The 26422-nt window shown below is 66.1% G+C and carries 21 protein-coding genes; 8 read left to right on the plus strand and 13 right to left on the minus strand.

The annotated features are described in order from the left end of the window. The first annotated feature begins 53 nt into the window (after positions 1-53). The 4 genes from FA87_RS10555 (at position 54) to FA87_RS10570 (ending at position 4750) form a co-directional block, all read left to right on the plus strand. Positions 54-674, plus strand: coding sequence for a PadR family transcriptional regulator (locus FA87_RS10555; protein WP_081996564.1), 621 nt, complete (start codon positions 54-56; stop codon positions 672-674). After that, complete coding sequence (locus FA87_RS10560) at positions 671-1435, plus strand: siderophore-interacting protein (RefSeq protein WP_043694448.1); 765 nt, start codon at positions 671-673, stop codon at positions 1433-1435. Before FA87_RS10555 ends, FA87_RS10560 begins: the two co-directional genes overlap by 4 nt. Positions 1436-1565: 130 nt before the next feature. Further along, a complete protein-coding gene (locus tag FA87_RS10565; RefSeq protein WP_043694451.1) occupies positions 1566-3716 on the plus strand; it encodes an AsmA family protein in 2151 nt (716 codons plus the stop codon). A gap of 137 nt (positions 3717-3853) precedes the next feature. Next, the gene (locus tag FA87_RS10570; protein ID WP_043694453.1) at positions 3854-4750 is read left to right on the plus strand and encodes a DMT family transporter; all 897 of its coding nucleotides are present in this window, start codon (positions 3854-3856) and stop codon (positions 4748-4750) included. Positions 4751-5044: 294 nt separating this feature from the next. Here the strand turns inward: FA87_RS10570 and FA87_RS10575 are convergent, their stop codons facing one another. The 4 genes from FA87_RS10575 to orn form a co-directional block, all read right to left on the minus strand. Next, on the minus strand, positions 5045-5980 hold the full coding sequence (locus FA87_RS10575) for a 2-oxoglutarate and iron-dependent oxygenase domain-containing protein (RefSeq protein ID WP_036112623.1): 936 nt from the start codon (positions 5978-5980) through the stop codon (positions 5045-5047). A gap of 18 nt (positions 5981-5998) precedes the next feature. Then, positions 5999-7402 carry a phosphoglucosamine mutase gene (glmM, locus tag FA87_RS10580; RefSeq protein WP_036112621.1) on the minus strand — a complete coding sequence of 468 codons (1404 nt, stop codon included), beginning with the start codon at positions 7400-7402 and terminating at the stop codon, positions 5999-6001. Between the two features lie 155 nt (positions 7403-7557). Continuing rightward, positions 7558-8457, minus strand: a complete 900-nt coding sequence (gene folP, locus FA87_RS10585) for a dihydropteroate synthase (protein ID WP_043694485.1) — start codon at positions 8455-8457, stop codon at positions 7558-7560. Between the two features lie 3 nt (positions 8458-8460). Further along, positions 8461-9027, minus strand: a complete 567-nt coding sequence (gene orn / locus FA87_RS10590; RefSeq protein WP_036112618.1) for an oligoribonuclease — start codon at positions 9025-9027, stop codon at positions 8461-8463. Positions 9028-9103: 76 nt separating this feature from the next. Between orn and sbcB the strand changes: the two genes are divergently transcribed. After that, positions 9104-10528: an exodeoxyribonuclease I gene (sbcB, locus tag FA87_RS10595; RefSeq protein ID WP_043694488.1), complete on the plus strand. Its 1425-nt coding sequence runs from the start codon at positions 9104-9106 to the stop codon at positions 10526-10528. Positions 10529-10533: 5 nt separating this feature from the next. After that, positions 10534-11220 carry a DUF2461 domain-containing protein gene (locus FA87_RS10600; RefSeq protein ID WP_043694491.1) on the plus strand — a complete coding sequence of 229 codons (687 nt, stop codon included), beginning with the start codon at positions 10534-10536 and terminating at the stop codon, positions 11218-11220. Positions 11221-11331: 111 nt separating this feature from the next. On the opposite strand, the gene FA87_RS10605 is transcribed toward FA87_RS10600, so the two are convergent. The 3 genes from FA87_RS10605 to ligA are packed head-to-tail and all read right to left on the minus strand — an operon-like array spanning position 11332 to position 15094. After that, positions 11332-11715, minus strand: a complete 384-nt coding sequence (locus FA87_RS10605; protein ID WP_043697909.1) for a VOC family protein — start codon at positions 11713-11715, stop codon at positions 11332-11334. Positions 11716-11723: 8 nt separating this feature from the next. Then, positions 11724-12707 (minus strand): EF-P lysine aminoacylase EpmA, encoded by a 984-nt coding sequence (gene epmA / locus FA87_RS10610; protein WP_052191298.1) that lies wholly within the window; start codon positions 12705-12707, stop codon positions 11724-11726. Then, the gene (ligA, locus tag FA87_RS10615; protein ID WP_043694494.1) at positions 12704-15094 is read right to left on the minus strand and encodes an NAD-dependent DNA ligase LigA; all 2391 of its coding nucleotides are present in this window, start codon (positions 15092-15094) and stop codon (positions 12704-12706) included. The genes epmA and ligA overlap by 4 nt, the downstream gene beginning before the upstream one ends. Before the next feature lie 102 nt (positions 15095-15196). Between ligA and FA87_RS10620 the strand changes: the two genes are divergently transcribed. After that, on the plus strand, positions 15197-16681 hold the full coding sequence (locus tag FA87_RS10620) for an MFS transporter (protein WP_081907441.1): 1485 nt from the start codon (positions 15197-15199) through the stop codon (positions 16679-16681). Here FA87_RS10620 and FA87_RS10625 read toward each other — a convergent pair. Continuing rightward, positions 16620-18059 carry a deoxyribodipyrimidine photo-lyase gene (locus FA87_RS10625; protein ID WP_052191299.1) on the minus strand — a complete coding sequence of 480 codons (1440 nt, stop codon included), beginning with the start codon at positions 18057-18059 and terminating at the stop codon, positions 16620-16622. The genes FA87_RS10620 and FA87_RS10625 overlap by 62 nt on opposite strands. Before the next feature lie 117 nt (positions 18060-18176). On the opposite strand from FA87_RS10625, the gene FA87_RS10630 reads away from it, so the two are divergent. Further along, on the plus strand, positions 18177-18626 hold the full coding sequence (locus FA87_RS10630; RefSeq protein ID WP_036112607.1) for a glycine zipper 2TM domain-containing protein: 450 nt from the start codon (positions 18177-18179) through the stop codon (positions 18624-18626). A gap of 265 nt (positions 18627-18891) precedes the next feature. On the opposite strand, the gene lpxK is transcribed toward FA87_RS10630, so the two are convergent. The 5 genes from lpxK to FA87_RS10655 all read right to left on the minus strand — a co-directional run bounded on the left by lpxK (position 18892) and on the right by FA87_RS10655 (position 26296). Further along, positions 18892-19866 carry a tetraacyldisaccharide 4'-kinase gene (gene lpxK, locus FA87_RS10635; RefSeq protein ID WP_342633153.1) on the minus strand — a complete coding sequence of 325 codons (975 nt, stop codon included), beginning with the start codon at positions 19864-19866 and terminating at the stop codon, positions 18892-18894. Positions 19867-19880: 14 nt separating this feature from the next. Beyond that, positions 19881-21656, minus strand: a complete 1776-nt coding sequence (gene msbA / locus FA87_RS10640) for a lipid A export permease/ATP-binding protein MsbA (protein ID WP_036112602.1) — start codon at positions 21654-21656, stop codon at positions 19881-19883. Then, positions 21653-22081, minus strand: a complete 429-nt coding sequence (locus FA87_RS10645) for a biopolymer transporter ExbD (protein ID WP_036112599.1) — start codon at positions 22079-22081, stop codon at positions 21653-21655. The genes msbA and FA87_RS10645 overlap by 4 nt, the downstream gene beginning before the upstream one ends. A gap of 3 nt (positions 22082-22084) precedes the next feature. After that, positions 22085-22744 carry a MotA/TolQ/ExbB proton channel family protein gene (locus tag FA87_RS10650; RefSeq protein WP_043694501.1) on the minus strand — a complete coding sequence of 220 codons (660 nt, stop codon included), beginning with the start codon at positions 22742-22744 and terminating at the stop codon, positions 22085-22087. Between the two features lie 243 nt (positions 22745-22987). Continuing rightward, positions 22988-26296, minus strand: a complete 3309-nt coding sequence (locus tag FA87_RS10655) for a GH92 family glycosyl hydrolase (protein ID WP_239709064.1) — start codon at positions 26294-26296, stop codon at positions 22988-22990. Between the last annotated feature and the right edge of the window lie 126 nt (positions 26297-26422).

Consider the following 26422-nt stretch of genomic DNA (forward strand, 5'->3'; position numbering starts at 1 on the left):
TTTCTTAAGATATATCGTACGACCACTACGTACGATATATCTGGAGTACCCCCATGCACTTTTTCCACCACGCAAAACACCGCTTCCACGACAAGATGGCGGCCATGGCCATGGGCCGCGGCGGTCCGGGCGGCCGCTTCGGCGGCGGCCCCTTCGGCTTCGACGACCGCGGCGACGGTATGCGCGGCGGCCGCGGCGGCGGTCGTTTCGGCGGCCGCATGTTCGGCACCGGCGACCTGCGCCTCCTTCTGCTCGCCCTGATCGAAGAGCAGCCGCGCCACGGCTACGAGCTGATCCGCACCATCGAGGAGATGTTCGAGGGCCAGTACAGCCCGAGCCCGGGCGCCATCTATCCCACCCTGACCATGCTCGAAGAGCTCGGCTACGCCCGGGTCGAGGCCGAGACCGGCGGCAAGAAGCTCTACGCGATCACCCAAGCCGGCAGCACCTTCCTTCAGGAAAACCGCGACACGCTGGAAGCCCTGACCGAGCGCCTGCAGGTCATGTCGCGCCACATGCGCCGCATGAGCGTCCCCAACGAGGTACGCGAGGCGATGCACACACTGAAGCACCAGCTGATCAACCACCACAAGGCATGGGACGAGGCCGAGCTGCATCGCGTCGCAAAGCTGCTCGAAGCCACCGCCAGGGCCATCGCGGAGCGCAACGCATGAGCGATATCACCGAGCGCCACGCCATCACCCGCGTCCGCCACGAACTGAAGATGCGCAAGCTCAGCGTGTCCCGCGTGCAGAACCTGACCCCGCACATGGTGCGGGTGACGGTCACCGGCCCGGACCTCGAGGGCTTCGTCACCGCCTCGCCCGACGACCACGTCAAGCTGTTCTTCCCCGTCGACGACGGCGCGATCAACACGCCGACGATGACCCCGGAAGGCCCGGTGTTCGCCGAGGGTGTCACCCCGTCGCCCGCCCGGGATTACACGCCGCGCCGCTACAACGGCGCGCATAACGAGCTCGACATCGACTTCGTTCTGCACGGGGAAGGCCCGGCCTCGACCTGGGCGGAGCGGGTGAAGGTCGGTGACACCCTCGGTGTCGGCGGGCCGCGGGGATCGATGATCGTGCCCCACGACTTCGATCATTACGTGCTGGTCGGCGACGAAACCGCGCTGCCTGCCATCGGCCGCTGGCTCGAGGAGCTGCCTGCCTCGACACCCGTGACCGTACTGGTCGAGATCGGCTCCAACGAAGAGAAGCAAATACTCGCGCGGGATGTGCACTGGTTCGTACGCGATCGCTCGGTGCCGTCGCTGGACGATACGCTGGCGGCGCTGCCGATCCCGGGTGGCGACACGTTCTGGTGGGTGGCCACGGAGTCGAAGCGTGCGCGATCCCTGCGTTCGCTGCTCGTCGAAACGCGCGGGATCGACAAGGACTGGGTGAAGGCGACGGGGTACTGGCAGGCCGACTGATGCCGCGGGGCCTCCGATACTCCCGCAATCACCTCCCCTGCACGACGCTTAATCGCCGCCTTCCGTGAACACATAACGTTGGCGGCGATCACGTTACCTCTGTCTCCGTTATGGGAGTGGAGAAGTGACGATGCGACGTGGAAGGAAAATACTGGCCTGGGTTATCGGGATCTTCGTCCTGCTGATCGTTGCGATCATCTTGTTCATCGCGTTCTTCGACTGGAACCGGTTGAAGCCGACGATCAACGAGAAAGTCTCGGAGGCCATCGGCCGTCCTTTCGCGATCAATGGCGACCTTTCCGCGCACTGGTCGCGCGAGCCGGGTGAAAGCGGGCTGCTCAGCCTGATCCCCTGGCCGCACTTCGAAGCGCGTGACATCACCGTCGCCAATCCCGACTGGGCGAAGACGAAGCAGTTCGCGACGCTCGACTCCCTCCAGTTCCGCCTCTCGCCCTTCCCGCTGATCTCGCACCGCATCGTGGTGCCGGAGATCCGTCTTGGCCAGCCGAAGATCGATCTTCAGCGGGTGAAGAACGGTGACAACACGTGGACCTTCAAGCTGCCGGAAAGCACGGGCCCGTCCGAGTGGCAGCTCGAACTCAACGCGATCGCGTTCGACAAGGGTCACATCGATTTCAACGATGCGCAGACCCAGATCGCCATGGGCATCGACGTGACGCCACTGAGCAAGGGCATCCCGTTCGACGAGATCATGGCGCAGCAGGAGACCGACTCGCGCGCGCAGGCAAAGAAGACCACGGGCGCCAGCGCCAAAGCGATGTCGAAGAGCGACGCGGACGAGAAGGACCGCAACGACGAGACCAAGAAGAAGCAGGTCTATCAGTTCGCGTGGGAAGCCAAGGGCACGTACAAGAAGTCGACGGTGACCGCAAAGGCGAAGACCGGCGGCGTGCTCGCGCTCCGCGACTCGAACCGTCCCTTCCCGGTCGCGGCCGACGCGCGCTTCGGCGATACGCATATCGCCTTCGTCGGTACCCTTACCGACCCGATCAACATGGGCGCGCTGGACGTCCGCCTGTGGTTTTCCGGCACGAGCATGTCGCATCTGTATGACCTGACCGGCGTGACCCTGCCGGACACGCCGCCGTTCGCCACCGAGGGCCACCTCAAGGCCAATCTGAAGAAGGGCGCCAGCGTCTTCACCTACGACCACTTCACCGGCAAGGTGGGAGGCAGCGACCTGGGCGGGAGCCTGACGTTCAACACGGGCGGGCCGCGTCCGAAGCTGACCGGCGCGCTCAAGTCCAACCAGTTGCTCTTCAGCGATCTGGCCCCGCTCATCGGCGGTGGCTCGAACGAAGAGAAGGCCGAGCGCGGCGACGCGGTGAAGCAACCTAACGACAAGGTGCTGCCCGTCGAGCCGTTCAAGACCGATCGCTGGAACGCCATGGACGCGGATGTCGAATTCACTGGCGTGAAGATCGTCCACGGTGAGCGTCTGCCGATCGACAACCTCTACACCCACCTCATCATGAAGGACGCCGTGCTGATCCTCGACCCGCTGAAGTTCGGCGTGGCCGGCGGCACGGTCGGCAGCAACATCAAACTGGACGGATCGAAGACGCCCTTGAGGGGTGGCTTCAATCTGGGCGCCCGTCATCTGAAGCTGAAGGAGCTTTTCCCGACCTTCGCGCCGATGCAGACCAGCTTCGGTGAGCTCAACGGCGATGCTTCCCTCACCGCCACCGGCAACTCGCCCGCCGCCCTGCTGGGCAGCTCGAACGGCGAGGTGAAGCTGCTGATCAACGACGGCGCCATCAGCAGCTCGCTGCTGGAACTCGCCGGCCTGAATGTCGGCAGCTACGCGGTGAACAAGCTCTTCGGCGATGAGGTAGTCAAGATCAACTGCATGGCCGCCGATCTGGTGGCGACCAACGGCGACATGGAGTCGCGCCTCTTCGCGCTGGATACCGAGAAGGCTCTGATCAATGTCAACGGCAATATCAACTTCCGGGATGAAAAGCTGAACCTCGACATCGTTCCGCATACGAAGGGTTTCCGTCTCTTCTCGCTTCGCTCGCCGCTGTATGTGCACGGGACGATGAAGAACCCCTCGGTCGGCGTGCACGCCGGGCCGCTGATCCTGCGTGCGGGCGGTGCGGCGGCGCTGGCGGTGTTTGCCGCTCCTGTCGCTGCCCTCGGTGCCCTGGCGGTGCCGGAGAGCGGCAAAGCGGATGCGACGCAGTGCAAGCCGTTGCTCGACGACATCCGGAACAACCCGCCTAAGGCCCCGCCGGCTGGGAAGACCAAGGGCCGGTAACCCACCGTAGGAGCGCGCCCTGCGCGCGATGCTTTTTGCCCTGACGGGCGTTGACCAAGAGCATCGCCCGGAAGGCGCGCTCCTACGGGTGCGCTGTGGCGCTTGTGGATGCGCCACCGCCCCGGCAAGCTTCGCGCATGTCGCCTTCCCGTAAAGCCCATCTCCAGATCCACTTCTGCGTCCTGCTCTGGGGCTTTACCGCCATCCTCGGCAAGCTGATCACCCTGGCCGCCCTGCCCCTGGTCTGGTGGCGAATGTTGCTGGTCTCGGGAACCCTGCTCTGCCTGCCCCGGGTATGGCGAGCGATACGCGCGCTTCCGTCAAAGCTGCTGCTGTCCTATGCGGGGATCGGCGTCATCGTCGCGCTGCACTGGCTGACGTTTTACGGCGCGATCAAACTGGCCAACGCCTCGGTCGCCGCGACGTGTATCGCACTATGCCCCGCATTTCTGGCCGTGGTCGAGCCATGGGTGGCCGGACGACGTTTCGATCCACGCGAATTGCTGATCGGTGCCGCCGTCGTGCCCGGCGTGGCGCTGGTCGCCGGCGGCGTGCCGGGTGAGATGCGGATCGGCCTCGCCGTTGGCGTGCTGTCCGCGTTGTTCGTGGCGTTCTTCAGCGCGTTCAACAAGCGGCTCATCGATAAGGCCGATTCACTCACAGTGACCTGTATCGAGCTGGGCACGGGCACCCTGTTCCTTACCGTGCTTGCACCGTTCATGCCGGGCACGGCATTTCCCGTGCCCGATCTGCACGACGGGGCACTGATCGTTTTGCTGGCCTATGGGTGCACGCTGCTGCCCTTCGTCCTGGCGCTGACAGCGTTACGGCATCTCACCGCCTTCGCGACGCAGATGGTGACGAATCTGGAGCCGGTGTATGCGATCGTCCTGGCCGTCCCGCTGCTGGGAGAGCAGAGGGAACTGGGCTGGGCGTTTTATGTGGGGGTGGCGATCATTCTGGGCGCCGTGTTTGCTCATCCTTATCTGCATAGGGGTGAGAAGGCGGAGACGTCGGATCTGGTGGTGCCTTAGGGTCGCGTGCGCGACGCGCTCCTGCGAGGGATGTCGCGCGCGGGGCGCGCTCCTACAGGAGCTTTGCGTAGAGGATGGCGCTGTTTATGCCCGGCCGCGTGCGCGCATCGTGCGCTGGCGGCGCACGCGCTTACCGGAGGTGCGCACGCTGCCCTTTGGTGAGGCGGCCTTTTTTCGGGTAGACGACGGCTTGGCCGGCGTTTGCTGGCTGGATGTCTTCACGAGGTACTCCGGAACGAAAACCGGGAGGGTCCATCGTGGGACCCTCCCGGTGAAAAAGCCGCTAAGGCGGAGTCAGATCAGTTTGATCTCGCGCAGACGTTCCTGAAGATACTCGTGCGCCGTGATCGGCTCCGGGTAGCGCTTCGGGTTCTCGGGCGTGATGCAGGACGGCAGCACGTCCAGCACGACATCCGGGTTCGGATGCAGGAAGAACGGCACCGAATAGCGCGGCTTGCGGGCGTTGGCGTTCTGCGGGTTGGTCACGCGGTGCGTCGTCGACGGGTACACGTGGTTGGTGAGGCGCTGCAGCATGTCGCCGATGTTGACGACGATGGCGTCACCCTCGGTGGTGATCGGCAGCCACTCACCTTCACGCGTGAGTACCTCGAGGCCCTCCGCGCTCGCGCCCACCAGAAGCGTGATGAAGTTGATGTCCTCATGCGCACCGGCGCGCACGTTGGGCACGTCGTCCTGGACGATCGGCGGGTAATGGATCGGACGCAGGATGGAATTGCCCGAGTCGATCTTGTCGTCGAAGAAACGCTCCGGCAGGTCGATGTGCAGGGCCAGGGCGCGCAGCACGCGCGCGCCGAGCTGGTCCAGCGCGTCGTAGATGCCGTAGCCCTTTTCCTTGAAGTCCGGCACCTCGGACGGCCACACGTTGGCCGGCATCACGTCGGCAAACTTCGAGTCGCGCGGGATCTCGCGACCGATGTGCCAGAACTCCTTGAGATCGGCGAACTTGCTGTCCTTGGCGGTCTCGACCTTGAACGGCGTGTAGCCGCGCGCACCGCCACCGCCGGGGATGTGGTACTGCCGCTTGGTCTCGTCGGGCAGCGCGAAGAAGCGCACGAAGGCGTCGTACGCGCCGTCGATGGCTTCCTTCGGGATGCCGTGACCGCTGATGCCGCAGAAACCGAATTCGCGATAGGCCGCGCCGAGCTCGGCGACGAAGGCGTCGCGGTCGGTCTCGTAACGACGGATATCGAGGGTGGGAACCTTCTTCATGCTGCTTCCGGATTTCGTTCAGGCGGTTGCCTGGGCCGCCGATTTTACGGCCTCGGCCAGCTGCCCCGCCAGACGTTCCACTTCGGCCGCGTCGGCGGCCTCAATGGTGACGCGGACCAGCGGTTCGGTACCCGAAGCCCGCAGTACGACGCGCCCGCGTCCTTCCAGTACGGCTTCCACCTCGGCAAGCGCCTGCTTCACCGTGTCGCTGCCCAGCGCCGCCTTGGCGCCCTGCACGCGCACGTTGAGCATCGTCTGCGGCAGCTTGACCAGACCGGCACGGGCCTCACCGAAGGTCTCGCCCGTCTCGGCCAGGCATTCGAGCAGGGCCAGCGCGGCGACGATGCCATCGCCCGTGGTGAAGCGGTCGAGGCACAGCACGTGCCCGGACGTCTCGCCGCCGAGGATGCCGCCGTGTTCCTTGAGCTGCTGCAGGACGTAGCGATCGCCCACATTGGCGCGCACGAAAGGGATGTCCATCGCCTTCAGCGCACGCTGCAGGCCATAGTTGCTCATCAACGTGCCGACGACGGGACCCGGCAGGGATGCCTTGCGCTTCCAGTGGCGCGCGATCACGTAGAGCATGTCGTCGCCATCGGTGACCGAGCCGTCGACATCGACGATGCGGACGCGGTCGCCGTCACCGTCGAAGGCGATGCCCAGGTCGGCCCCGCGCTCGACCACGGCTCTGGCCAGCGCCTCGGGGGCCGTGGAGCCGACGCCGCGGTTGATGTTGAGGCCGTCCGGCTCGGCACCGATGGTCGAGACCTCGGCCCCCAGCTCCGTGAACACCTTGGGCGCGACCTGGTAGGTGGCGCCGTGGGCGCAGTCCAGCACCAGACGCATGCCGCGCAGCGAGAACTCGTCGGCCACGGTGGACTTGCAGAACTCGGCGTACTTGGTCACCGCGTCGTCGACGCGGCGGGCCTTGCCCAACGCTTCGGACGCCACGGTGGCGAAGTCCGCCTCGAGCTCGGCCTCGATCTCGGCCTCGAGCGAATCGTCCAGTTTTTCGCCCTGCCCGGAAAAGAACTTGATGCCGTTGTCCTGGTGCGGATTGTGCGAGGCGCTGATGACGATACCGGCGTCGGCGCGCAGGGAACGTGTCAGGTAGGCCACGCCCGGCGTGGGCATCGGGCCGAGCAGGCGGACGTCGGCACCCGAGGCGACCAGACCGGCTTCCAGCGCGGCTTCGAACATGTAGCCGGACACGCGGGTGTCCTTGCCGATGACCACCAGCACCTTGCGGTTGGGGTCGCGGCGATCGGGACCGGCACCGGCCCCCCGGCGGTCGGCGGCGCGGCGGCGCGCCAGCACGGCACCGGCGGCACGGCCCAGTCGCAGGATGAAGTCGGCGCTGATCGGGTACGAGCCGACATGGCCACGGATGCCGTCCGTACCGAAGTATTTGCGTTCGCTCATGGCTAATTCCTTTCCGGGGTTGGAAGGATACCTCCGGATGGGGGGTGCCGCGTCGTCGCCTTGTTGGCTTTTCGCGCGCAGGGCGCGCTCCTACAAAAGCCGCGTGTAGGAGCGCGCCCTGCGCGCGACCCCGGCGCCTGCGCGCGATCCCCGGCTCAGTCGTCGTCCGGCCAGCGCGGCATCGTGGGTTTATCGACCCGGGCGGCGGTGTCGCCGGCCTGGACGGCGTGCTGCACGGCCAGGGCGTCCACCGTGGCGGCCACGTCGTGGACACGGACCAGGATGGCGCCACGCTGCACGGCGATCAGGGCGGCGGCGACCGAGCCGGAGACCCGGGCGCGCGGATCGTCACGACCGGTGATGGCGCCGATCATCGACTTGCGCGACAGACCGACGTACGCCCCGGCGCCGAGTTCCGCGAAGCGCCCCGTGGCGCGCAGCAGGGCCAGGTTATGTTCGAGGTTCTTGCCGAATCCGAAGCCGGGGTCGACCAGTACCCGCCTGCGATCGATGCCGGCCAGTTCACACGAAAACAGCCGGTCGGTCAGGAAGCGATGGACCTCGCCGACCACGTCGTCGTAATCCGGCGCGTCCTGCATGCCCCGGGGCTCGCCCTGCATGTGCATCAGGCAGACCGGCACCCGCAGATCGGCGGCGGCATCGAGCGCACCCTCACGACGCAACGCGAAGACGTCGTTGATCATGCCGGCGCCGGCGCCGACGGCGGCGCGCATCACCTCCGCCTTGGAGGTGTCTATCGAGAGCGGCACGGTGGTCGCCGCTGCCAGCCGCTCGATCAGCGGGACCACGCGACGGATTTCTTCCGCGGCGCCGACGTCGTCCGCACCGGGGCGGGTGGACTCACCACCGATGTCGAGCATGTCGGCGCCTTCTTCCACCAGGCGCAGGGCGTGCTCGTAGGCGGCGTCGAGCGTGTCGTACCGGCCGCCGTCCGAAAACGAATCCGGCGTGACGTTGACGATGCCGACGACGCGCGGCCGGTCGAGGACCAGTGCGCGCCCGTTGCAGTCCAGCGAGGTGGCGAAGGGATTCATGGCTCAGCCCTGCTGCGGGCCGCCCATCGGGCCCATGAAGCGACGGTAATAGCGAAGCTCTTCGATCGAATCGCGGATGTCGGACAGCGCGGTGTGAGCGGAGTCCTTGTTGAAGCCGCGCGCGATGTCCGGCGACCAGCGACGCGACAGCTCTTTCAGCGTGGATACGTCGAGGTTGCGGTAATGGAAGAAGCGCTCCAGCTTCGGCATCTCGCGATGCAGGAAGCGGCGGTCCTGGCAGATGGAATTGCCGCACATCGGCGACTTGCCGGCGGGCACCCACTGCCTGAGGAATTCGATGGTGGCTGTTTCGGCTTCACCCGGTGCGGTGTCGGACTCGACGGCCCGACCCCAGAGGCCCGAGCGCATGTGCTGGTTACGATTCCAGGCGTCCATCTGCTGCAGGCGCGCGTCGGCATGCGAGATCGCGAAGACCGGGCCCTCAGCCAGAACGTTCAGATCCTTGTCGGTCACGATCGTGGCGATCTCCAGGATGGAGTCGTTGTCCGTGTCCAGACCGGTCATTTCCAGGTCGATCCAGATGAGGTTGTCGTCGTGCGCTGCGGTCATGGGGGCTCCTAACGGTGTCGCCCAGTCTAACGGCAGTACGCGTGGAAAGCAGGTCGACCCATGAGATGATGTGCCGATGGCCGAACCGACCTTCTTCTGGCACGACTACGAAACCTTTGGCTCCGACCCGCGGCGGGACCGTCCCAGCCAGTTCGCCGGCATCCGCACCGACGCCAACCTGGAGATCGTCGGCGAGCCGCTGATGATCTACTGCCAGCCGCCGCGCGACATGCCGCCCCAGCCCGCGGCCTGCCTGATTACCGGCATCGCTCCGCAGCTGACCGCACGTGAAGGCCTGCGCGAAGCCGACTTCGCCGCCGCGATCCACGAGCAGCTGTCCGTGCCGGGTACCTGCACCGTGGGCTACAACTCGCTGCGCTTCGATGACGAGTTCACCCGGCACCTCCTGTACCGCAATTTCTACGAGCCGTACGGTCGCGAATGGGAGAACGGCAATTCCCGCTGGGACCTGATCGACCTCGTGCGCCTGTGTCAGGCGCTGCGTCCCGACGGCATCGTCTGGCCGACCCGTGAGGACGGCCTGCCCAGCTTCAGGCTCGAGCACCTGGCCACCGCCAATGGGCTCAAGCAGGACCGCGCGCACGACGCGCTGTCCGACGTCGAAGCCCTGATCGCGCTCGCCCGCCTGATCCGCCGGCACCAGCCGAAGCTGTGGGACTGGTACTTCGCGCTGCGCCGCAAACAGCGTGTCTTCGAACTGCTGGACGTGGCGGCGATGACGCCGGTGGTGCACGTGTCGTCGCGCTATCCCGCCAGCCGCCAGTGCCTGACCGTGATCGCGCCGCTGGCGGCGCATCCGTCGCGCGCCGGAGAAATCATCGTCTACGATCTCACGGCCGATCCCGCCGATCTGCTCGCGCTGGACGACGGCGATGTGGCCGACCGCGTGTTCACGTCGCGCGCCGACCTGCCCGAAGGGGTCGAACGCATCGCGTTGCGCACGATCAAGGCGAACAACGCGCCGGCGCTTGCGCCGCTTTCCGTCCTGAAGGGTGCCGACCACACCCGCCTCGGCCTGGACATGGACGCGGTCGAACGCCATCTCGCCCTTCTGCGTCAGGCGGAAGGCCTCGCCGAAAAGGTGCGGCGTATCTACGGCCAGGCCGGTCAGTTTCCGCCGGCCGAGGATCCGGAACTCGCGCTGTACGGCGGCTTCCTGCCCGATGCGGACAAGCGGCTGCTCGCCGAAGTGCGTGCCACGCCGCCCGACCAGCTGGGCTCGCGTGGCTTCACATTCCGCGACCCGCGCTACGCGGAATTGCTGTTCCGTTATCGCGCGCGCAACTGGCCCGAAACCCTCTCGGTACAGGAGCACGAGCGCTGGGAGGCGTTTCGCGTCGCGCGCCTCACCCGCAGGGGCCCGCTGACCTCGCTCACGCTCGACGAATACCAGCTCGAACTCACCGCCCTCCGCGCCCTGCCCGGCTCCCCGCTGCTCCTGCTCGACGAGCTGGAAGCGTGGGGCCACGAACTGCTCTGACACCCATGGCCCAGACTTATTTCACGCCCGCGACCTTTCGTTTCTTCAAGTCGCTCATGCGCAACAACAACCGCGAGTGGTTCCAGGATCACAAGGCGGATTACGAGCGTCACGTACGCGAGCCGTTCCTTCAGCTGATCGGCGACCTCGACGCGCCGCTGAAGAAGATCAGCCCGCATTACCGCGCCGATACGCGCAAGGTCGGCGGCTCGCTGTATCGCATTCATCGCGATACGCGCTTCGCCAATGACAAGCAGCCGTACAAGGGCTGGCAGGGATCGCGCTTCTTTCATGAGCGCCGGCATGAGATCCAGGCGCCCGGCTTTTATCTGCATATCCAGCCGGGCGAGTGCTTCGCCGGTGGCGGCATGTGGCATCCCGAGCCGCCGGTGCTGAAGAAGCTGCGCGACTTTCTCGCGGACAATCCGGATTCGTGGAAGCGCGCGACGCACGGGAAGGCGTTTCGCGAGCGCTTCGAGTTCTGGGGTGAGAGCCTGACGCGGCCGCCGCGCGGGTTCGATCCGAACCATGAGCTGATCGAGGATCTGAAGCGGAAGAATTTCGCCGCCGGGCAGAATTTCGATGAGGAGATGGCGTGCTCGTCGGAGCTGCTGCCGTTCGTGGTGGACAGCTTTAAGCGCCTGGCACCGATGGTGGATTATCTGTGTGCGGCGCAGGAGCTGGAGTTTTGAGGGGATCGCGCGCGGACGGGCATCGCGCGCGGGGCGCGCTCCTACATAGGGTATCGGCACCGGGTGCCGCCGTACCTGTAGGAGCCCGCCTTGCGGGCGATTCAACCCGCCTCAGTTCTCATACAACTCAATCGGCAAATGATCCGGGTCGGCAAAGAAGGTAAACCGCTTGCCCGTAAACTCGTCCACACGAATCGGCTCGCAATCCACACCACGCTCCGCCAACGTCGCCACGACCGCATCGATATCGCCTACCGAAAACGCCAGGTGCCGCAGCCCCTGCGCCTCCGGCCGTGACGGCCGCTTCGGCGGCGACGGAAACGAAAACAGCTCGATCTGCACGCCTGGGCTCACTTCCAGGTCCAGCTTCCACGAGTCACGCGCTTCCCGGTACGCCTCGTGCACCACGCGAAATCCCAGCGTCTCGGTATAGAACGCCTTCGACTTCGCATAGTCGGAGCAGATGATCGCGACGTGGTGAATGGCCTCCAGCATCCCCATCGTCACGCCTCCGAAAACGGGAAAGCCAGCACGTCGGCAATCGCATCCGTACCGGCCAGCACCATCAGCAGGCGCTCGACGCCCAGCGCGACGCCCGCGCAATCCGGCATATCCGCGAGCACACTCAGCAAGCGCTCGTCGATCGGCACTTCGCGGTCGCCCCGCTCACGCCGCTTCGCGTTGTCACGCTCGAAGCGTGCCCTCTGCTCGGCGGGATCGTTCAGCTCGTGGTACCCGTTGGCGACTTCGTACGGTCCGACATAGGCTTCGAAGCGTTCGGCCACCGGGGGATCGTCGTGACGGATCCTCGCCAGTGCACACTGGCTCGCCGGGAAGTCATACACCACCGTGATGCGATCGCGCGGAAAAAACGGCTGGATGCGATGGGTCAGCACGAGGTCGAGCCAGTCGTCGCGTTCGAGGCCTTCGCCGTCGATCTCCGTGCCGGTCATGGCCGCCTGAAGTTTCTCGACCGGATCGACCAGCGGATCGATGCCCAGCGCGTCGTGAAACAGTCCGCGATACGTCGTCTCGTATACGCCGAACGTCTTGCCCGCCCGGACCAGCAGCAGCTCCAGCAGGTCGATCACCTCGCGCGCCAGCTTCACGTCATCCCAGCCCACGCGATACCACTCGAGCATGGTGAACTCGGGGTTGTGCCTGCCGCCCGCCTCGCCGTTGCGAAACACGCGCCCCAGCTCATAGATGTCACCCGCGCCCGCTGCGAGCAGGCGCTTCAGCGGAAACTCCGGCGACGTACGCATCCAGCGCTCACGCGCACCGGCATCCACGTGGCCGGTGAAGCTGGCCGTAAAGCTCTGGATATTGGGATCCGTGTTTCCGGCGGCGGAAAGCATGGGCGTCTCCACCTCCATCACGCCGCGTTCGAGGAAGAACGCGCGAATCCGCCCCAGCGTCTCCGCCCGCAGCCGCAAGGCCTCGCGCCCCGGCGGGAGCCAGCCCTTTCGGCGGTGGTCCGCCGTCACGGCGCCACCCCATGCTCGGCCAGCAACGCCACCAGATCCGCCTCCGTATAAACCGGCACGCCCAGCTCCTTCGCCTTATCCAGCTTCGACCCCGCGGCCTCACCGGCGAACACCGCCGTCGTCTTCTTCGACACCGACCCCGCCACCTTGGCCCCGAGACCTTCGAGCCGTTCCGTCGCGTCATCGCGCTTCAGCGCTTCCATCGTGCCGGTGATCACATAGGTCAGCCCTTCCAGCGGCAAGGCCGCCGCCGCCTTCGCAGGCAAGGCCTCCGCCAGCCGGGCCATCGCCTCCGCACTGGCACGCAGAGCCGCCGCGCGATCGCTGTCGGCGAGGTAAGCACTGAGATTCGACGCCGCCGCCTGCGGCACCCCGGCGACGATCCACTGATGCTCGCCCGCCTTGATCAGCGCATCGAGATTCGCGTAGTTCTTCGCCAGCGTCGCCGTGCTCTTCGGACCCAGCTTGGGCACCTTCGCCGCATCGAGCAGCACATCCAGCCCCAGCCGCTCACGCAGCTTCGGCGACGGAACGCCCTCGTCCGCGAAAACGATTCCCGCATCGAGCAGCGCGTCGACGACCTTCTGGTTACCTTCCTGCTCGAAGAAAGCGGCGATCGACGTCGCCACTTCGTCGCCGATATCGGGCAGCACTCGCAGCACCGGTGCCGGCGTATGTCGCACGAACTCCAGCGAACCGAGCCACGATGCCAGTGTTTTCGCGGTGCTCTCGCCGATATGCATGATGCCAAGACCGAACAGGAAGCGCGGCAGCGTCGACTGCTTGCTGGCCTCGATGGCGGCTACGAGATTCTCGGCCCACCGGGTCGCGACCTTGCCCTGCTTCACCGTCTCCGGCGTCGACCCGTCGCGCTCGTCGGCCAGCGTCTTCATCTGCACGAAGCGGTCGACGGTCATCGCATACAGATCGGCCGGCGTGTGCACCATGTCGAACTCGACCAGCGCGTCGACAAAGCGATCGCCCAGGCCGTCGATGTCCATCGCGCGACGGGAGGCGAAGTGAATCAGCGCCTCCTTGCGTTGCGCAGCGCAGATCAGGCCACCGGAGCAGCGATACGCCGCCGCGCCCTCTTCGCGGAGCAGTTCGGATCCGCACACGGGACACGTCGCGGGCATCCGCCAGGCGACCGTCCCCGCCGGCCGGCGCTCATCCACCACGCGCGCGACTTCGGGAATGACGTCGCCGGCGCGGCGCACGATCACCGTATCGCGGATGCGGACATCCAGACGCGCGACCTGGTCGGCATTGTGCAGCGTGGCATTGGTCACGGTGACGCCGCCGACCTGTACCGGCGTGAGACGCGCCACGGGCGTGGCCGCACCCGTGCGACCGATCTGGATCTCGATCGCCTCGACGGTGGTCATCTGCTCCTGCGCGGGATACTTATGCGCGATGGCCCAGCGCGGCGCGCGTGAGACGAAGCCCATTTCCTGCTGGCCTTCGTAATCGTCGAGCTTGTAGACGACACCGTCGATGTCGTACGGCAGGCTGTCGCGTTTCTCGCCGATCTTGCGGAAGTAGGTGATGAGACCCTCGAAGCCTTTCGCCGTCGATACTTCCGGCGAGACCGGAAAACCCCATTCGCGCAGCTTCGCCAGCGTCGCGGAGTGCGTATCCGGCAATTCGCCGTCCTCGACCAGACCGATCGCATAGGCGAAGAACGCCAGCGGACGCTTCGCGGTGATGGCGGGATCCAGCTGACGCAGCGAACCCGCGGCGCCATTGCGCGGATTGGCGAGCGGTTTCTCACCGGCTTCGCGGGCACGCTCGTTGAACTTCTCGAAGCCAGCACGCGGCATGATCACCTCGCCACGCACTTCCAGCACGCGCGGCCAGTCCGAACCGCGCAGGCGCAGCGGAATCGCCTTCACCGTGCGCAGATTGGCGGTGACGTCCTCCCCGACCGAACCGTCGCCGCGTGTGGCGCCCTGTACGAAGACACCGTCCTCATAACGAAGACTGATCGCGAGGCCATCGAGCTTGGGCTCGACGGAAAACACGGGTTGCTTGCGGCCCAGGGTCTGTTCGATACGGCGCTCGAAGTCGGCGACCTCGCGGTACTTCTCGCGATCGGTGTCGCCCTCCTGTTCGAAGGCGTTGCCCAGCGACAGCATCGGCAAGGCATGTATGACTTCGGCAAAACCGCCATGCGCTCGCGCACCCACGCGACGCGTCGGCGAGTCGAGTGCGGCCAGATCGGTGTATTCGGCTTCGAGCGCCTCGAGCTCACGCATGAGACGGTCGTACTCGGCGTCGGCAATATCGGGATCGTCGAGGACGTGGTAGCGGTAGTTCGCATCCTCGATGCGGCGGCGCAGCTCGGCGGCGCGCGCGACTTCAGCTTCGGGGGCGGTGGCTTGAGGCATGTGCAGGGTCCGTGATGGCATGAGCGAAGCAGACGCGACCCTGAACTGTCGGCCGAAGGCGCGTCAAAAGCAAGGTTTCGATCCGCTATAATCGCCCGGATCATGCCCTCGACCGACGTCATTGACACCCCCATTTCGACCGACGTCCACGCCCTACCCACCGATCGACCGGCCCTCGCTCCGGCAGAGCCGTCCAGCAAGGCGCGCTATCGCGGCCTGATCTGGCTGGTGTCGGCCGCATTCTTCATGCAGGCGCTGGATTCGACGATCGTCAACACCGCGGTGCCCGCCATCTCCCACGCGCTGGAGGTGACGCCGCTGAGCATGCGCACCGCCCTCACCAGCTACGTGCTGACGCTGGCGATCTTCATCCCGATGAGCCCCTGGCTGTGCGATCGCTTCGGCACACGCCGCGTGTTCGGCGGCGCGATCCTGGTCTTCGCGTTGGGCTCATTGCTGTGCGGTGTGGCCCAGAGCCTGCCGCAGCTGGTCGCCTCGCGTATCGTCCAGGGCCTGGGCGGCGCGGCGCTGATGCCGGTGGGTCGCTACGTACTGGTGCGCAGTATCGATCGCCGGGAGTTCGTCAGTTCGATGACGACGGTGGCCACCTTCGGCCTGCTGGGATCGGTGGTCGGCCCGCTCGTCGGCGGCGCGCTGGTCGAGTTCACCAACTGGCGGCTGATCTTCCTTATCAATGTCCCGGTCGGCATCGTCGGACTGCTGCTGAATCGCCGCGAGATGCCGGACTACCGGCTGGATACCGCGCACCGTTTCGATACGCTGGGCTTCATCCTGTTTGCCGGCGCATCGGCGCTGCTGCTGATGGCCGCCGAGACCGCCGGTGGCGACGGCCACTGGCCCCTCGTGCTCGGTTATGCGGTTGCCGCGATCGCGACGGGCATGCTTTACGTCCGGCATAGCCGTCGTACCGAGTTCCCGGTGAGCGACCTATCGCTGCTGAAGGTGCGCAGCGTGTGGGTTTCGCTGGCCGGCAACCTGTTCACGCGGCTGGGCGTTTCCGGCATGTATCTGCTGCTGGTGCTGTTCCTGCAGATCGGCTGCGGCTGGTCGCCCCTCGTAGCCGGCATGATGATGGTGCCGCAGGCGATCGGCTCGATCTCGGTCAAGCCTTTCATCAACCGTCTGCTCACTCAGTTCGGCTATCGCCGCCTGCTGCTCGGCAACACCATCGCCGTCTCGGCCGTCCTTTGCTCCTTCGCGCTGCTTTCGGCCGACACGCCGGCCTGGGTCACCGTCATTTTCGTCTACGTCTACGGCGCGGTGATGTCCTTGCAGTACACCTCGATGAACACGCTGGCCTATGTGGACCTGGACGTGCAGTACGCCTCGCAGGCGTCCTCGATGGCCTCGACCGCGCAGTATCTGTCGATGAGCTTCGGCATCGCGCTGGCATCCTTGCTGATGGCCGGCTTCCTCGGTTCGCATAACGCCCAGGGCTATGTCTGGGCGTTCCGCTGGTCGGTCATCGTGCTCGGGCTGATCACCCTCAGTGCTAGCTGGATCTTCAGCCGTCTGCACGATCCGCGGACGGCGCCCGATCGCTCTTCGACGCCTGGTAAGCCGTAAGCGCGTCGTCGCGCGTGGCCTTCAGGTCGACCAGCGGGCGCGGGTAGCCCGACGCCTTCAGGAACGCTTCGTCTTCCCACGGCGCATGCACCAGACGTCCGGGCGCATCGCGAAGCTCAGGCACCCAGCGCCGGATGTATGCCCCGTCCTTGTCGAATTTTTCCGACTGGGTCACCGGGTTGAAGATGCGGAAGTACGGCGCGGCATCGGCGCCGCTGCCCGCCACCCACTGCCAGCCCAGCGCGTTGTTGGCCAGGTCCGCGTCGACCAGCGTGTCCCAGAACCACTTCGAGCCCAGCACCCAGTGCTGACGCATGTTCTTCGTCAGCAGGCTGGCGACCAGCATGCGCACGCGGTTGTGCATCCAGCCGGTGGCCCAGAGCTCCCGCATGCCCGCATCGACGATGGGGATGCCGGTCTTGCCCTGTTTCCAGCGGCGCAACGCGTGCGCATCGCGCTTCGCCCAGGGGAATCCGTTGAACTTCGGGTTGAAGTTTTCTTTCGGGGTTTTGGGGAAGTGGAACAGCAGGTGATGCGCGAACTCGCGCCAGCCGAGCTGCCGCAGATAGGGCTCGATGTCGGGCTTTTTCTTCGTCCTTGCCGCGTGGGCGCGCAGGCCCGCGGCGATCTGGAGGGGCGATATCTCACCCCAGTGCAGATGCGGCGACATCCTTGACGTGCCATGCCTCGCAGGCAGGTCGCGACCTTCCACGTAGTGGCCCACGGCATCATCGGCAAAGAGTTCGAGCATCTCGTGAGCGCCCCGCTCGCCCGGCGTCCATTCGTCGAAGCCTCTGGCCCAGTCGAGTGTCGGCAACAGCGCCAGGTCGTCCAGCGCCATCGACGTCGGCAGGCCCGCCAGGTGCATGGGGGACGGCGCCTCGACCGGCCCGACCTCGTCGATCCGCGTGCGGAGGTTGCGCCAGAACGGCGTGAACACCCGGTAGGGCTCGTCCTGTTTCGTGGCGATGTCCCAGGGCTCGCACCACAGCGACGCGTTGAACGAGGCGACGTCGATACCGTCCTCCTCCAGCGCCTTGCGCACGGCCTTGTCGCGACGGATGACCTTCGGTTCGTAGAGCCGGTTGAAGTACACGGCCGTGGCGCCGGTCGCCTCGACGGCGGCGCGCAGCGAATCGAGGCTCGACCCATGCAGAATCTGCAGCGACCCGCGGTGTGCCCCAAGCGAGGTATCCAGGGCCGCCAGTGAATGGTGCAGCCACCAGCGCCCGGCGGCACCGGGTGCCCACTCGCCCTCCTCCTCCGGGGCGTGGATGTACAGCGGCACGACGTGGTCGTGCGCCTTCATCGCCTCGACGAGAGCGGGGTTATCTGCAAGACGAAGATCGCGGCGGAACCACAGGATGGCGGTAGTCATGCCCCTAGTATCCAGTCTTTGTGTGAAGTGTGAATCGTGCTCGCCATCCATTCAGCAGCGATGCTTAGACTGGTCCCACTACGGCACCGTCCCCGCCGTTCGAATGAGGAGTTTTCAATGAACGTCAAGACCGTCCTCGGCCTTCCCCTGGCCGCCCTGCTCGCCACGGCGGCAGTCGCGCCGGCCTCGGCCGCCACGCTGACCCGCAGCGACGGCATCTACGTCCGCTGCGACCAGTGCGGCGTCGTCCAGAGCATCGAACACAACGTCGTCCAGGGCCGCGACCACGGCACCGCGGGTGCGGTCATCGGCGCCATCGCCGGCGGCGTCCTCGGCAACCAGGTCGGCAGGGGCAACGGCCGCAAGCTGGCTACCGTCGGCGGCGCGGTGGGCGGCGGCTTCGCCGGTAACGCGATCGGCAAGGGCGGCGGCAGCGAGAGCTACACGCTGCGTCTGAAGATGGGCGGTGGTGGATACACCAATGTCCAGGTGAAGGATGCGAGCGCCATTCGCCAGGGCGACATCGTGGTGGTGGACGAGAACGGGAACGTGTCGCGGGTGCAGTAACAGGCGCTCCGACTTCTTCGCTATTCGAAGGCCGGTCTTTTGACCGGCCTTTTTTGTTTGCGATCTGCCGAGGGCTCGGCTTCGCCTTCGCGGTTGGCTGTCGCGACGTGTGGGTGTCGCATGCCGCCGGGTGAGGGGGCGTGAGGTCGAGCGGCGGTTCGCTTCGTTGGCTGGGACCGCTCGCTTGCCTGAGGCCCATGGCCTCGTTCGCCTTAGTTAGGCTGAGGGTTCGCGAACCGGGTTCGCTCCTACAGGAGCCGCGCAGTTAGCCTTTTCGCTTACGTGCGACGCACGCCGCGACTTCGTCATAAAACGACTCAGGCAACGACGCACTCACCGGGACGCGCCACCAGTTCTCGCGTGCAAACGAGCGACATTTCACCGCATCCTTGTCAGTCATCAGGACGGGGCAACCGTCGGCGAACGTCAAGTCGTCGCGGGTGAATGCATGATGGTCGGCGAATGGGTGACCGTCCACAGCGATGCCCTGCGCGGTCAGGCTGGCGAAGAACCGCGACGGATTGCCGATCCCCGCGACCGCATGCGCAGGTCGGCCCGCGAAGTCAGCGAGCGGTGCCGTGCGCGACGGATCGGCCATGTTCACCGCGATACCGCCTTCCAGCGTCATGACGATTTCACTCGGCTGACCGGTGTGGCCGTTGACGACGATGAAGTCGACTTGTGCGAGGCGACTGGCCGGTTCGCGCAGCGGGCCCGCAGGCAGCAGGTGGCCGTTGCCGAGGCGGCGCTCGCCGTCGATGACGCAGATTTCCACGTCGCGACCGAGGCGGTGATGCTGCAAGCCGTCGTCGGCGAGGATCAGATCGCAACCCGCATCGATCAGGAGTTGCGCGGCTTCGGGACGCTCGCGACCGATGGCGACAGGAAAGCCGCTCTGGCGGATCAGGGTGGGCTCGTCGCCGACCTTCGAGGGATCGTCGCTGCCGGTGAGCAGGTACGGACCACGCTCGGACCCACCGTACCCGCGGCTCACGATGCCGGGCTCGAACCCGCGCTCGGCCATCGCTCTGGCCAGCGCGACGATCAGCGGTGTTTTTCCGGTACCGCCGATGGTGATATTGCCCACCACGACAACCGGCACGGACAGCTTCACAACGCTCGATGCGTCACGTCGAAAACGTTCCGCGCGACGAGCGACAACGGCGCGGTACAACGCCTCAAGAGGCAGCGTCCACAAGGGCGGCTTCCCGCCCCCGTACCAACGCCTCTGTAACGACATTCCGAGGGCCACGGTCAGCCCTCGGAGACCTGCTCGTGGAACTGCATGCGATGCAGGGCGGCGTACTGGCCCTGCTTGTCGAGCAGCTCGCGGTGCGTGCCGAGTTCGATGATCCTGCCCTGCTCCATCACGGCGATCTGATCGGCGTGTTCGATGGTGGACAGGCGGTGCGCGATCACCAGCGTGGTGCGGTCGCGCATGAGGCGGGTCAGCGCGTCCTGAATCAGGCGCTCGGATTCGGTGTCGAGCGCGCTGGTCGCTTCGTCGAGGACGAGGATCGGCGCGTTCTTGAGGATGGCGCGGGCGATAGCGATGCGCTGGCGCTGGCCCCCGGAGAGCGAGTTGCCGCCCTGGCCGATCTGCGTATTGAGGCCTTCAGGCAGGCGCTCGATGAACTCCATCGCGTTGGCGGCCTTCGCGGCGGCGATGATGTCCGCCTCGGCGGCACCGGCCATCTCGCCGTAGGCGATGTTGGCGGCGACGGTGTCGTCGAACAGCACCACGTGCTGGCCGACCCAGGCGATCTGTCGGCGCAACGAGGCCAGCGTGTACTGCGCATAGTCGCGGCCGTCGATCAGGATGTTGCCTTCGGTCGGCTCGTAGAAACGCGGCAGCAGACTGACGAGGCTGGACTTGCCGCTACCGGAACGACCGACCAGGGCGGTGACCGTGCCGGGGGCGCAGACCAGGTCGACGCCGCGCAGCGCGATATGGTCGTTGCGCTCGTAGACCAGCTTGACGCCTTCGAAACGGATGTCGCCCTTGGTACGGACCAGGTTCTCGGTGCCATGGTCGACCTCCGGCGGCTCGTCGATGATCGCGAACAGGTCTTCCGCCGCGCTCACGCCCTTCTGCAGGTTCGACTGGATGCCGGCCAGTCGCTTCAGCGACGGCAGCATGCCGCCCATCGCGGTCAGCACGGCGGTGAATACGCCCGGGGTGATCGTCTCGATGACGCCGGGGCGCGTGCCCAGGAACACCAGTGTCGCCAGCGCCATGGCGCCGACGGTCTGGATGGTCGCGCTGGAGGCTGCGCTGGTGGCGGACACCTTGAGATTGAGCCGGCGCTGGCGGTCGGCGATCGCGCCGAAGCGGTCGCCCTCGCGCGCCTGGCCACCGTAGATGCGCACTTCGCGATTGGCCGCGACGGCTTCTTCGACCGCGCTGGTCACGGTGCCCATATTGCCCTGGATGCGCTTGCTGATCTTGCGGTAGCGGCGGCTGATCACCGTGACGATGACCACCACGCAAGGCACCAGTACGAGCAACGCCATCGCGAGATACGCGCTCTGATAGAGCATGACAGCAAGCAGGCCGACGACCGTGAGGCCTTCTGTCACCGCGACCTTGAGCGAATCCGACGATGCCGCCGCGACCTGCTCGCTGGTGTAGGTGATGCGGGAGATCTGCTGGCCCGACGGCTCCCTGGCGAAGAACGTCGACGGCAGGCGCAGATACGCCGCGAACACTTCGATGCGGATCGCCTGGACCACGTTGCGACCGACGAAGGCGATGCCGTAGTCGGTGCAATACGAGGCCACGCCACGCACCGCGAAGATGCAGATGATCCAGATCGGCATCCAGAAGATCGTGTGCGGATCGCGTGCGATGAACAGGTTGTCGATCAGCGGCTGCAGCAGGTTGGTGAACAGCGAGAGGCAGGCCGGGTCGATGATCATGCCGATGATGGCGATGATGCCGGCGGTGCGGAACCGCCTCGTGTAGCTGAGCAGACGCTTGTACGTCTGCCAGGTCCGGACATCCCAGACCGAAACGCGTGGAGTACTCACTGGGCCGAAGCCGCCTCGGACGGCGTCGTGGCGATGGACAGGCGGGTAAAGCCGACCTGGCCCAGCGCATCCATGGCGCGCACGACATTCTGGTGGGGGGTCATGGCATCGGCACGGATCACCACGAGGCGATTGCGATCGTCGCCCGCGACGCGCTGGATGGCGGTCTTGAGCGGCTCGATGCCCTCGCCCATGACTTCGTCGCTGCCGACGGAGTAATGGCCGTCGCGGTCGATGACCACGTTGAGCGCGTTGTCGGTGCCTTCGCGCGCCTCGCTGTCCGCCTTGGGCAGGTTGACCTTGAGGCGCGAATGCTGGACGAAGGTGGTGCTGAGCACGAAGAACATCAGCAGGGTGAGCAGGACGTCGATCAGCGAGATCACGTTGATCTCGAAGTCGTCCTCACGGCGGGAACCGATGCGCATGGATCAGCCAGCCTGCGGCGCGGCGGCTTCCGCGGCGGTGCGACGACGCGGCGCGGCGGGACGCGGGGCCGACAGGTCGTCGAGCAGCGCGGTTGCCTCTTTTTCCATCTGGACGACGTAGCCGCTCACCCTGGAGCGGAAATAACGGTGCAGTACGTAGGCCGGGATCGAGACGATCAGGCCGAAGGCCGTGCAGATCAGGGCTTCGCCGATACCGCCGGCCATCCTGGTCGGATCGCCGATACCGCCGGCCATCACGCCCATGAACATGCGGATCAGGCCGATGACCGTGCCCAGCAGGCCGAGCAGCGGACCGATCAGGGCGATGGTGCCGAGCGTATTGAGGTAGCGCTCCATGCGGTGGACCACGTGACGGCCGCTGTCCTCGATGCGCTCCTTGATGAGCTCACGCGGACGGTCGCGCACGGCCAGCGCGCCAGCGAACAGCTCGCCCAGCGGCGACCCCTTCTCCAGCGCGGCAAGGTGCGCCGCGTCCAGCTGTGCCGAGCGGGCCCACTGCCGCACCTCTTCACCCAGCCCCGGCGGCAGCACGGCCGCGCGACGCAGCGCCCAGAAGCGTTCGAACACGATCGCCATGGCGACCAGCGAGCAGATCAGGATCGGCAGCAATGCCCAGCCGCCAGCGAGAAGGATCTCGAGCACGTGAACCCCGGAGGTACTTTTGAGTCAGGTGCGCATCATAGCAGGGCCCGGGAAAGGGACTGAGGCGCTCTTAACACTACGGCGAACGGCCAGCTCCAGAGGCCGGCTCTGGTAGGAGCCAGCCCTGCTGGCGAAAGGATCTTGCCTCAGTCTCCACGAAGAACCGAGGCAAGCATGAATCGCCAGCAGGGCTGGCTCCTACCAGGGCAGGCAAGGTCCACAGGCCCCGCCAGAGTGAAGCTCTCAGCGGTGGCCGAGGAACTCCACTTCGCTGATATCCACACCCGCTGCCGGGTCAGCCGCCACCAGACGCAGGCGGTACCAGGCATACGCCTTCGGCGTCGCCACGGCGAACGCGCGCGTCTGCCGACGCCACGGCCAGGTCTCACCCTTGCGCTCATCGACCGGCGTGTAGTGCTTGCCGTCGCTGGAACCCTCCAGCACCCAGCCCGACGGATCGGCCGGTTTCGCGCTGGACGTCAGGGTCAGCATCTCCACGGTAACCGGCCTGGCGAAGTGCCAGCCGAGCGCGGCACCCCTCGCATCCAGGTGAGCCGTGGTGTCCGACGTATTGTCGAACAGCCTGGCCAGCTCGTCGGCCTTGACCGAACCGAAGGCTTTGCCGCCATCGGCGGTCAGGTCGACCAGCGGCGCAGGCTTCGACCCCTCCGTCGTGATCGACGCCGGCAGCGCGTCCTCACCGGTGCCCCACTTCGACGGCGACGGACCCATGTCGAAGTCCAGCGTGGCGCCCCTGGCCAGCAGCTCGTGCGGCAGGGTGACCTTGTTCCATGCCTGGCCGTTGACCTTGAGGGACTGCACGTAGCGATTGGTGTCGCTGACGCCCGGCGCACGGATGTCGATGCTCGCGCCGTTTTCGAGGCGGATGGTCATGTGCGGGAAGTGCGGCGCACCGATGACGTACTCCGGCGTGCCCATGCGCAGCGGGTAGAAGCCGGCGGCGCCGAACAGCCACCACGCCGACATCTCGCCGTTGTCCTCATCACCCGGGTAGCCCTGTCCGATCTCGCTGCCGACATACAGGCGCGAAACGGCGTCACGCAGCTTGTCCTGCGTCTTCCACGGCTGGCCGGCCTCGTCGTACATCCAGATGATGTGGTGCGAGGGCTGATTGGAATGGCCGTACTGGCCCATGCGGACATCGCGCGCCTCGAGCATTTCGTGGATCACGTCGCCGTAGTCGCCCACGTCGAACTTGCCCGGCGCGCTGAAGAACTGGTCGAGTTTGGCGGCCAGCGCTTCGCGACCGCCGTACAGCGCGGCCAGGCCGGCACCATCCTGCGGTGCGTGGAACGCCATGTTCCAGGCGTTGGTCTCGGTGTAGTCGCCGCCCCAGCGGATCGGGCTGAAGTCCTTGTCGGTCCAGCGCCACTTGCCAGCCGGGTCGCGGGCGACGAAGAAGCCGACGGCCGGATCGAACAAGTTGGCGTAGCCGACCGCACGCGAGCGGTACCAGGCGGCATCGTCCGCGTAGGCATTGTAGTCACCGGCGGCCGCCGGGTCCTTCGACAGCGCGGCGGCGAGGTTGCCGATCGCGAAGTCGTTGATATAGCCGTCCATCGACCACGACAGGCCTTCGTGCACCTTGTCGTCGGTGTAGCCCTCGAACAGCGAACGCTCGATGCCCTTGCGGCCCGTGCCCTTCACGTCGCTGACCGTCGAGGCGTTGCGGATCGCCGACTGATAGAACGCCGACACATCGAAGTTACGCACGCCCTTGAGCCATGCATCGGCGAAGGCCACGTCCGAACTGGTACCCACCATCAGGTCGGCGTAACCGGGCGAGGACCAGCGCGCGATCCAGCCGGCGTCGCGGTACTGCTGCACGAAACCGTCGATCATCTTGCCCGCTTCGGTCGGCGTAAACAGGACGTAAGCCGGCCACGCCGTGCGATACGTATCCCAGAAGCCGTTATTGACGTAGGGCTGGCCGTCGACCACGCGTGCGCCGGTCTGCGTCGGCGTGTTCGGGCCGGCCGGCGCGGAGAACGGGCTGGCGTAGCGCCACACCGGCCTGTCTTTCGTCCCGGTGTTTTCGTAGGCCTGGTTCGGGTACAGGAACAGACGGTACAGGTTCGAATAGAGGATCGTGCGCTCGTCGGGCGATGCCCCTTCGACCTTGATCATGTCGAGGCGGTCGTCCCAGGCCTTGCGCGCGCGTTCGCGCACGCTGTCGAAGGTATCGGCGCTCGCGATTTCCTGACCGAGATTGGCCCTGGCCTGATCGACCGAGATCAGCGACGTGGCGATGCGCATGTTGACCGTGCGATTGCCCTTCTTCGCGGTGTCGAAGCCGAACCATGCCGAGGCGGCGTCGCGCTTCTCGCCGGTCAGGCGGCCGCTCTCCGACACATCGCGGTCGAACTCGGCATAGAAGAACAGACGCGTGGCACCGGTCGACAGGCCGCTCCTGACGTCCGACCAGCCCTGAATCGCGCGATGACCCGGATCCAGGGTGACTTCGGCCTTGTCGTTGAGGTTGTCGAAAATGAGCTGCGAACGCTTGCCCGTGAAGGTGAAGCGGAACATCGCCGCATGGTCGGTCGGCGTGATTTCGGTAGTCACTCCGTTGTCAAAACGCACGCGGTAATAGTCCGGATGCGCCACCTCGGCATCGTGGCCGAACGCCAGCGCACGCGCTTCGCGTTTCAGCGCCGGTGCGCCCGACTCCGCCTGTGCGGGCATGACCTGAAAGGTCTGCCGCTCGCCCATCCACGGGCTAGGCTCATGCGACAGCGCGAATGCCTCGATGCGGGGGCGATTGTCGTCGCCGTTACGCTCCTGGTACTGGTAGAGCCAGTTGGAACCGGCGTTGGTCACCGGCGTCCAGAAGTTGAAGCCGTGCGGCGTCGCCACGGCAGGGAAGTTATTGCCGCGCGAGAAGTTGGCGTTGGCATTGGAACCACGGCGCGTGTCCACGTAGTCGGTGGGATGCGTGCTGGACACGGGCGTTGCCGTGCCGATGCGCACGTCGTCGATGAAGCCTTCGAAGGCTTCGCCCGGCGGTGCGTCGGCGACCAGCTCGATGGAGCGGACACGACGGCCTTTGGCGACCGCGCCCAGATCCACGCTGACGTAGTTCCACTGGTCGGGATAGAGCACGCGGCCTTCGCCCTGCGCCTTCGCCGTGGCGGCGATACGGTGCTGGTCGCGCGCTCCCGTGGCCGACAGGCGGGAGCCATCGTCGAAGACGAGATCCACGGCGACGTAGTTGGCCGGATTGGCGAGGTCGTCCTTGTTCGAGCGCGGGAAGACCAGCCAGGACAGCGTGGTGCCCTCGCCGACGCGGATATCGGTGTCGAACAGCTTCGCCGTGTTGGGCGCGCCCGTGGAGTTGCCGGCGTAGCGCAGTGAGTGCATACCGGTGAAGCCGACATTGGCTTTGGCCGTAAGGACGGCTTCGGCGGGCGGGCCGCCGACCAGGCTGACGTCGAGACCGCCCGGCGCCTTGTTCGCCAGCGCGGGATCACCCGGCTCGAATGAGCTGTCGAAGCGCTGATTGGCCGCGAGGGCCCCTACGGGTACCACCATAGCCGCCATCGCCAGGACGAATGCCGTCCTACCCCAACCCTGCCTCGATCGCATCACGCGCCTATCCCCTTGAGTGCGGAATCCCCATTTAAATCGTTCTAAATTTGGAATGTCAAACCGCGCTGC

The sequence above is a fragment of the Luteibacter sp. 9133 genome (assembly GCF_000800155.1).
GTDB lineage: Bacteria > Pseudomonadota > Gammaproteobacteria > Xanthomonadales > Rhodanobacteraceae > Luteibacter > Luteibacter mycovicinus.

Excerpts from the sequence above, each read along its gene's own strand:
- FA87_RS10555 (WP_081996564.1), top strand. The coding sequence starts at position 54 with ATGCACTTTTTCCACCACGCAAAACACCGCTTCCACGACAAGATGGCG.
- FA87_RS10560 (WP_043694448.1), top strand. The coding sequence starts at position 671 with ATGAGCGATATCACCGAGCGCCACGCCATCACCCGCGTCCGCCACGAA.
- FA87_RS10565 (WP_043694451.1), top strand. The coding sequence starts at position 1,566 with ATGCGACGTGGAAGGAAAATACTGGCCTGGGTTATCGGGATCTTCGTC.
- FA87_RS10570 (WP_043694453.1), top strand. The coding sequence starts at position 3,854 with ATGTCGCCTTCCCGTAAAGCCCATCTCCAGATCCACTTCTGCGTCCTG.
- FA87_RS10575 (WP_036112623.1), bottom strand. The coding sequence starts at position 5,980 with ATGAAGAAGGTTCCCACCCTCGATATCCGTCGTTACGAGACCGACCGC.
- glmM (WP_036112621.1), bottom strand. The coding sequence starts at position 7,402 with ATGAGCGAACGCAAATACTTCGGTACGGACGGCATCCGTGGCCATGTC.
- folP (WP_043694485.1), bottom strand. The coding sequence starts at position 8,457 with ATGAATCCCTTCGCCACCTCGCTGGACTGCAACGGGCGCGCACTGGTC.
- orn (WP_036112618.1), bottom strand. The coding sequence starts at position 9,027 with ATGACCGCAGCGCACGACGACAACCTCATCTGGATCGACCTGGAAATG.
- sbcB (WP_043694488.1), top strand. The coding sequence starts at position 9,104 with ATGGCCGAACCGACCTTCTTCTGGCACGACTACGAAACCTTTGGCTCC.
- FA87_RS10600 (WP_043694491.1), top strand. The coding sequence starts at position 10,534 with ATGGCCCAGACTTATTTCACGCCCGCGACCTTTCGTTTCTTCAAGTCG.
- FA87_RS10605 (WP_043697909.1), bottom strand. The coding sequence starts at position 11,715 with ATGCTGGAGGCCATTCACCACGTCGCGATCATCTGCTCCGACTATGCG.
- ligA (WP_043694494.1), bottom strand. The coding sequence starts at position 15,094 with ATGCCTCAAGCCACCGCCCCCGAAGCTGAAGTCGCGCGCGCCGCCGAG.
- FA87_RS10620 (WP_081907441.1), top strand. The coding sequence starts at position 15,197 with ATGCCCTCGACCGACGTCATTGACACCCCCATTTCGACCGACGTCCAC.
- FA87_RS10625 (WP_052191299.1), bottom strand. The coding sequence starts at position 18,059 with ATGACTACCGCCATCCTGTGGTTCCGCCGCGATCTTCGTCTTGCAGAT.
- FA87_RS10630 (WP_036112607.1), top strand. The coding sequence starts at position 18,177 with ATGAACGTCAAGACCGTCCTCGGCCTTCCCCTGGCCGCCCTGCTCGCC.
- lpxK (WP_342633153.1), bottom strand. The coding sequence starts at position 19,866 with ATGTCGTTACAGAGGCGTTGGTACGGGGGCGGGAAGCCGCCCTTGTGG.
- FA87_RS10645 (WP_036112599.1), bottom strand. The coding sequence starts at position 22,081 with ATGCGCATCGGTTCCCGCCGTGAGGACGACTTCGAGATCAACGTGATC.
- FA87_RS10655 (WP_239709064.1), bottom strand. The coding sequence starts at position 26,296 with ATGGTGGTACCCGTAGGGGCCCTCGCGGCCAATCAGCGCTTCGACAGC.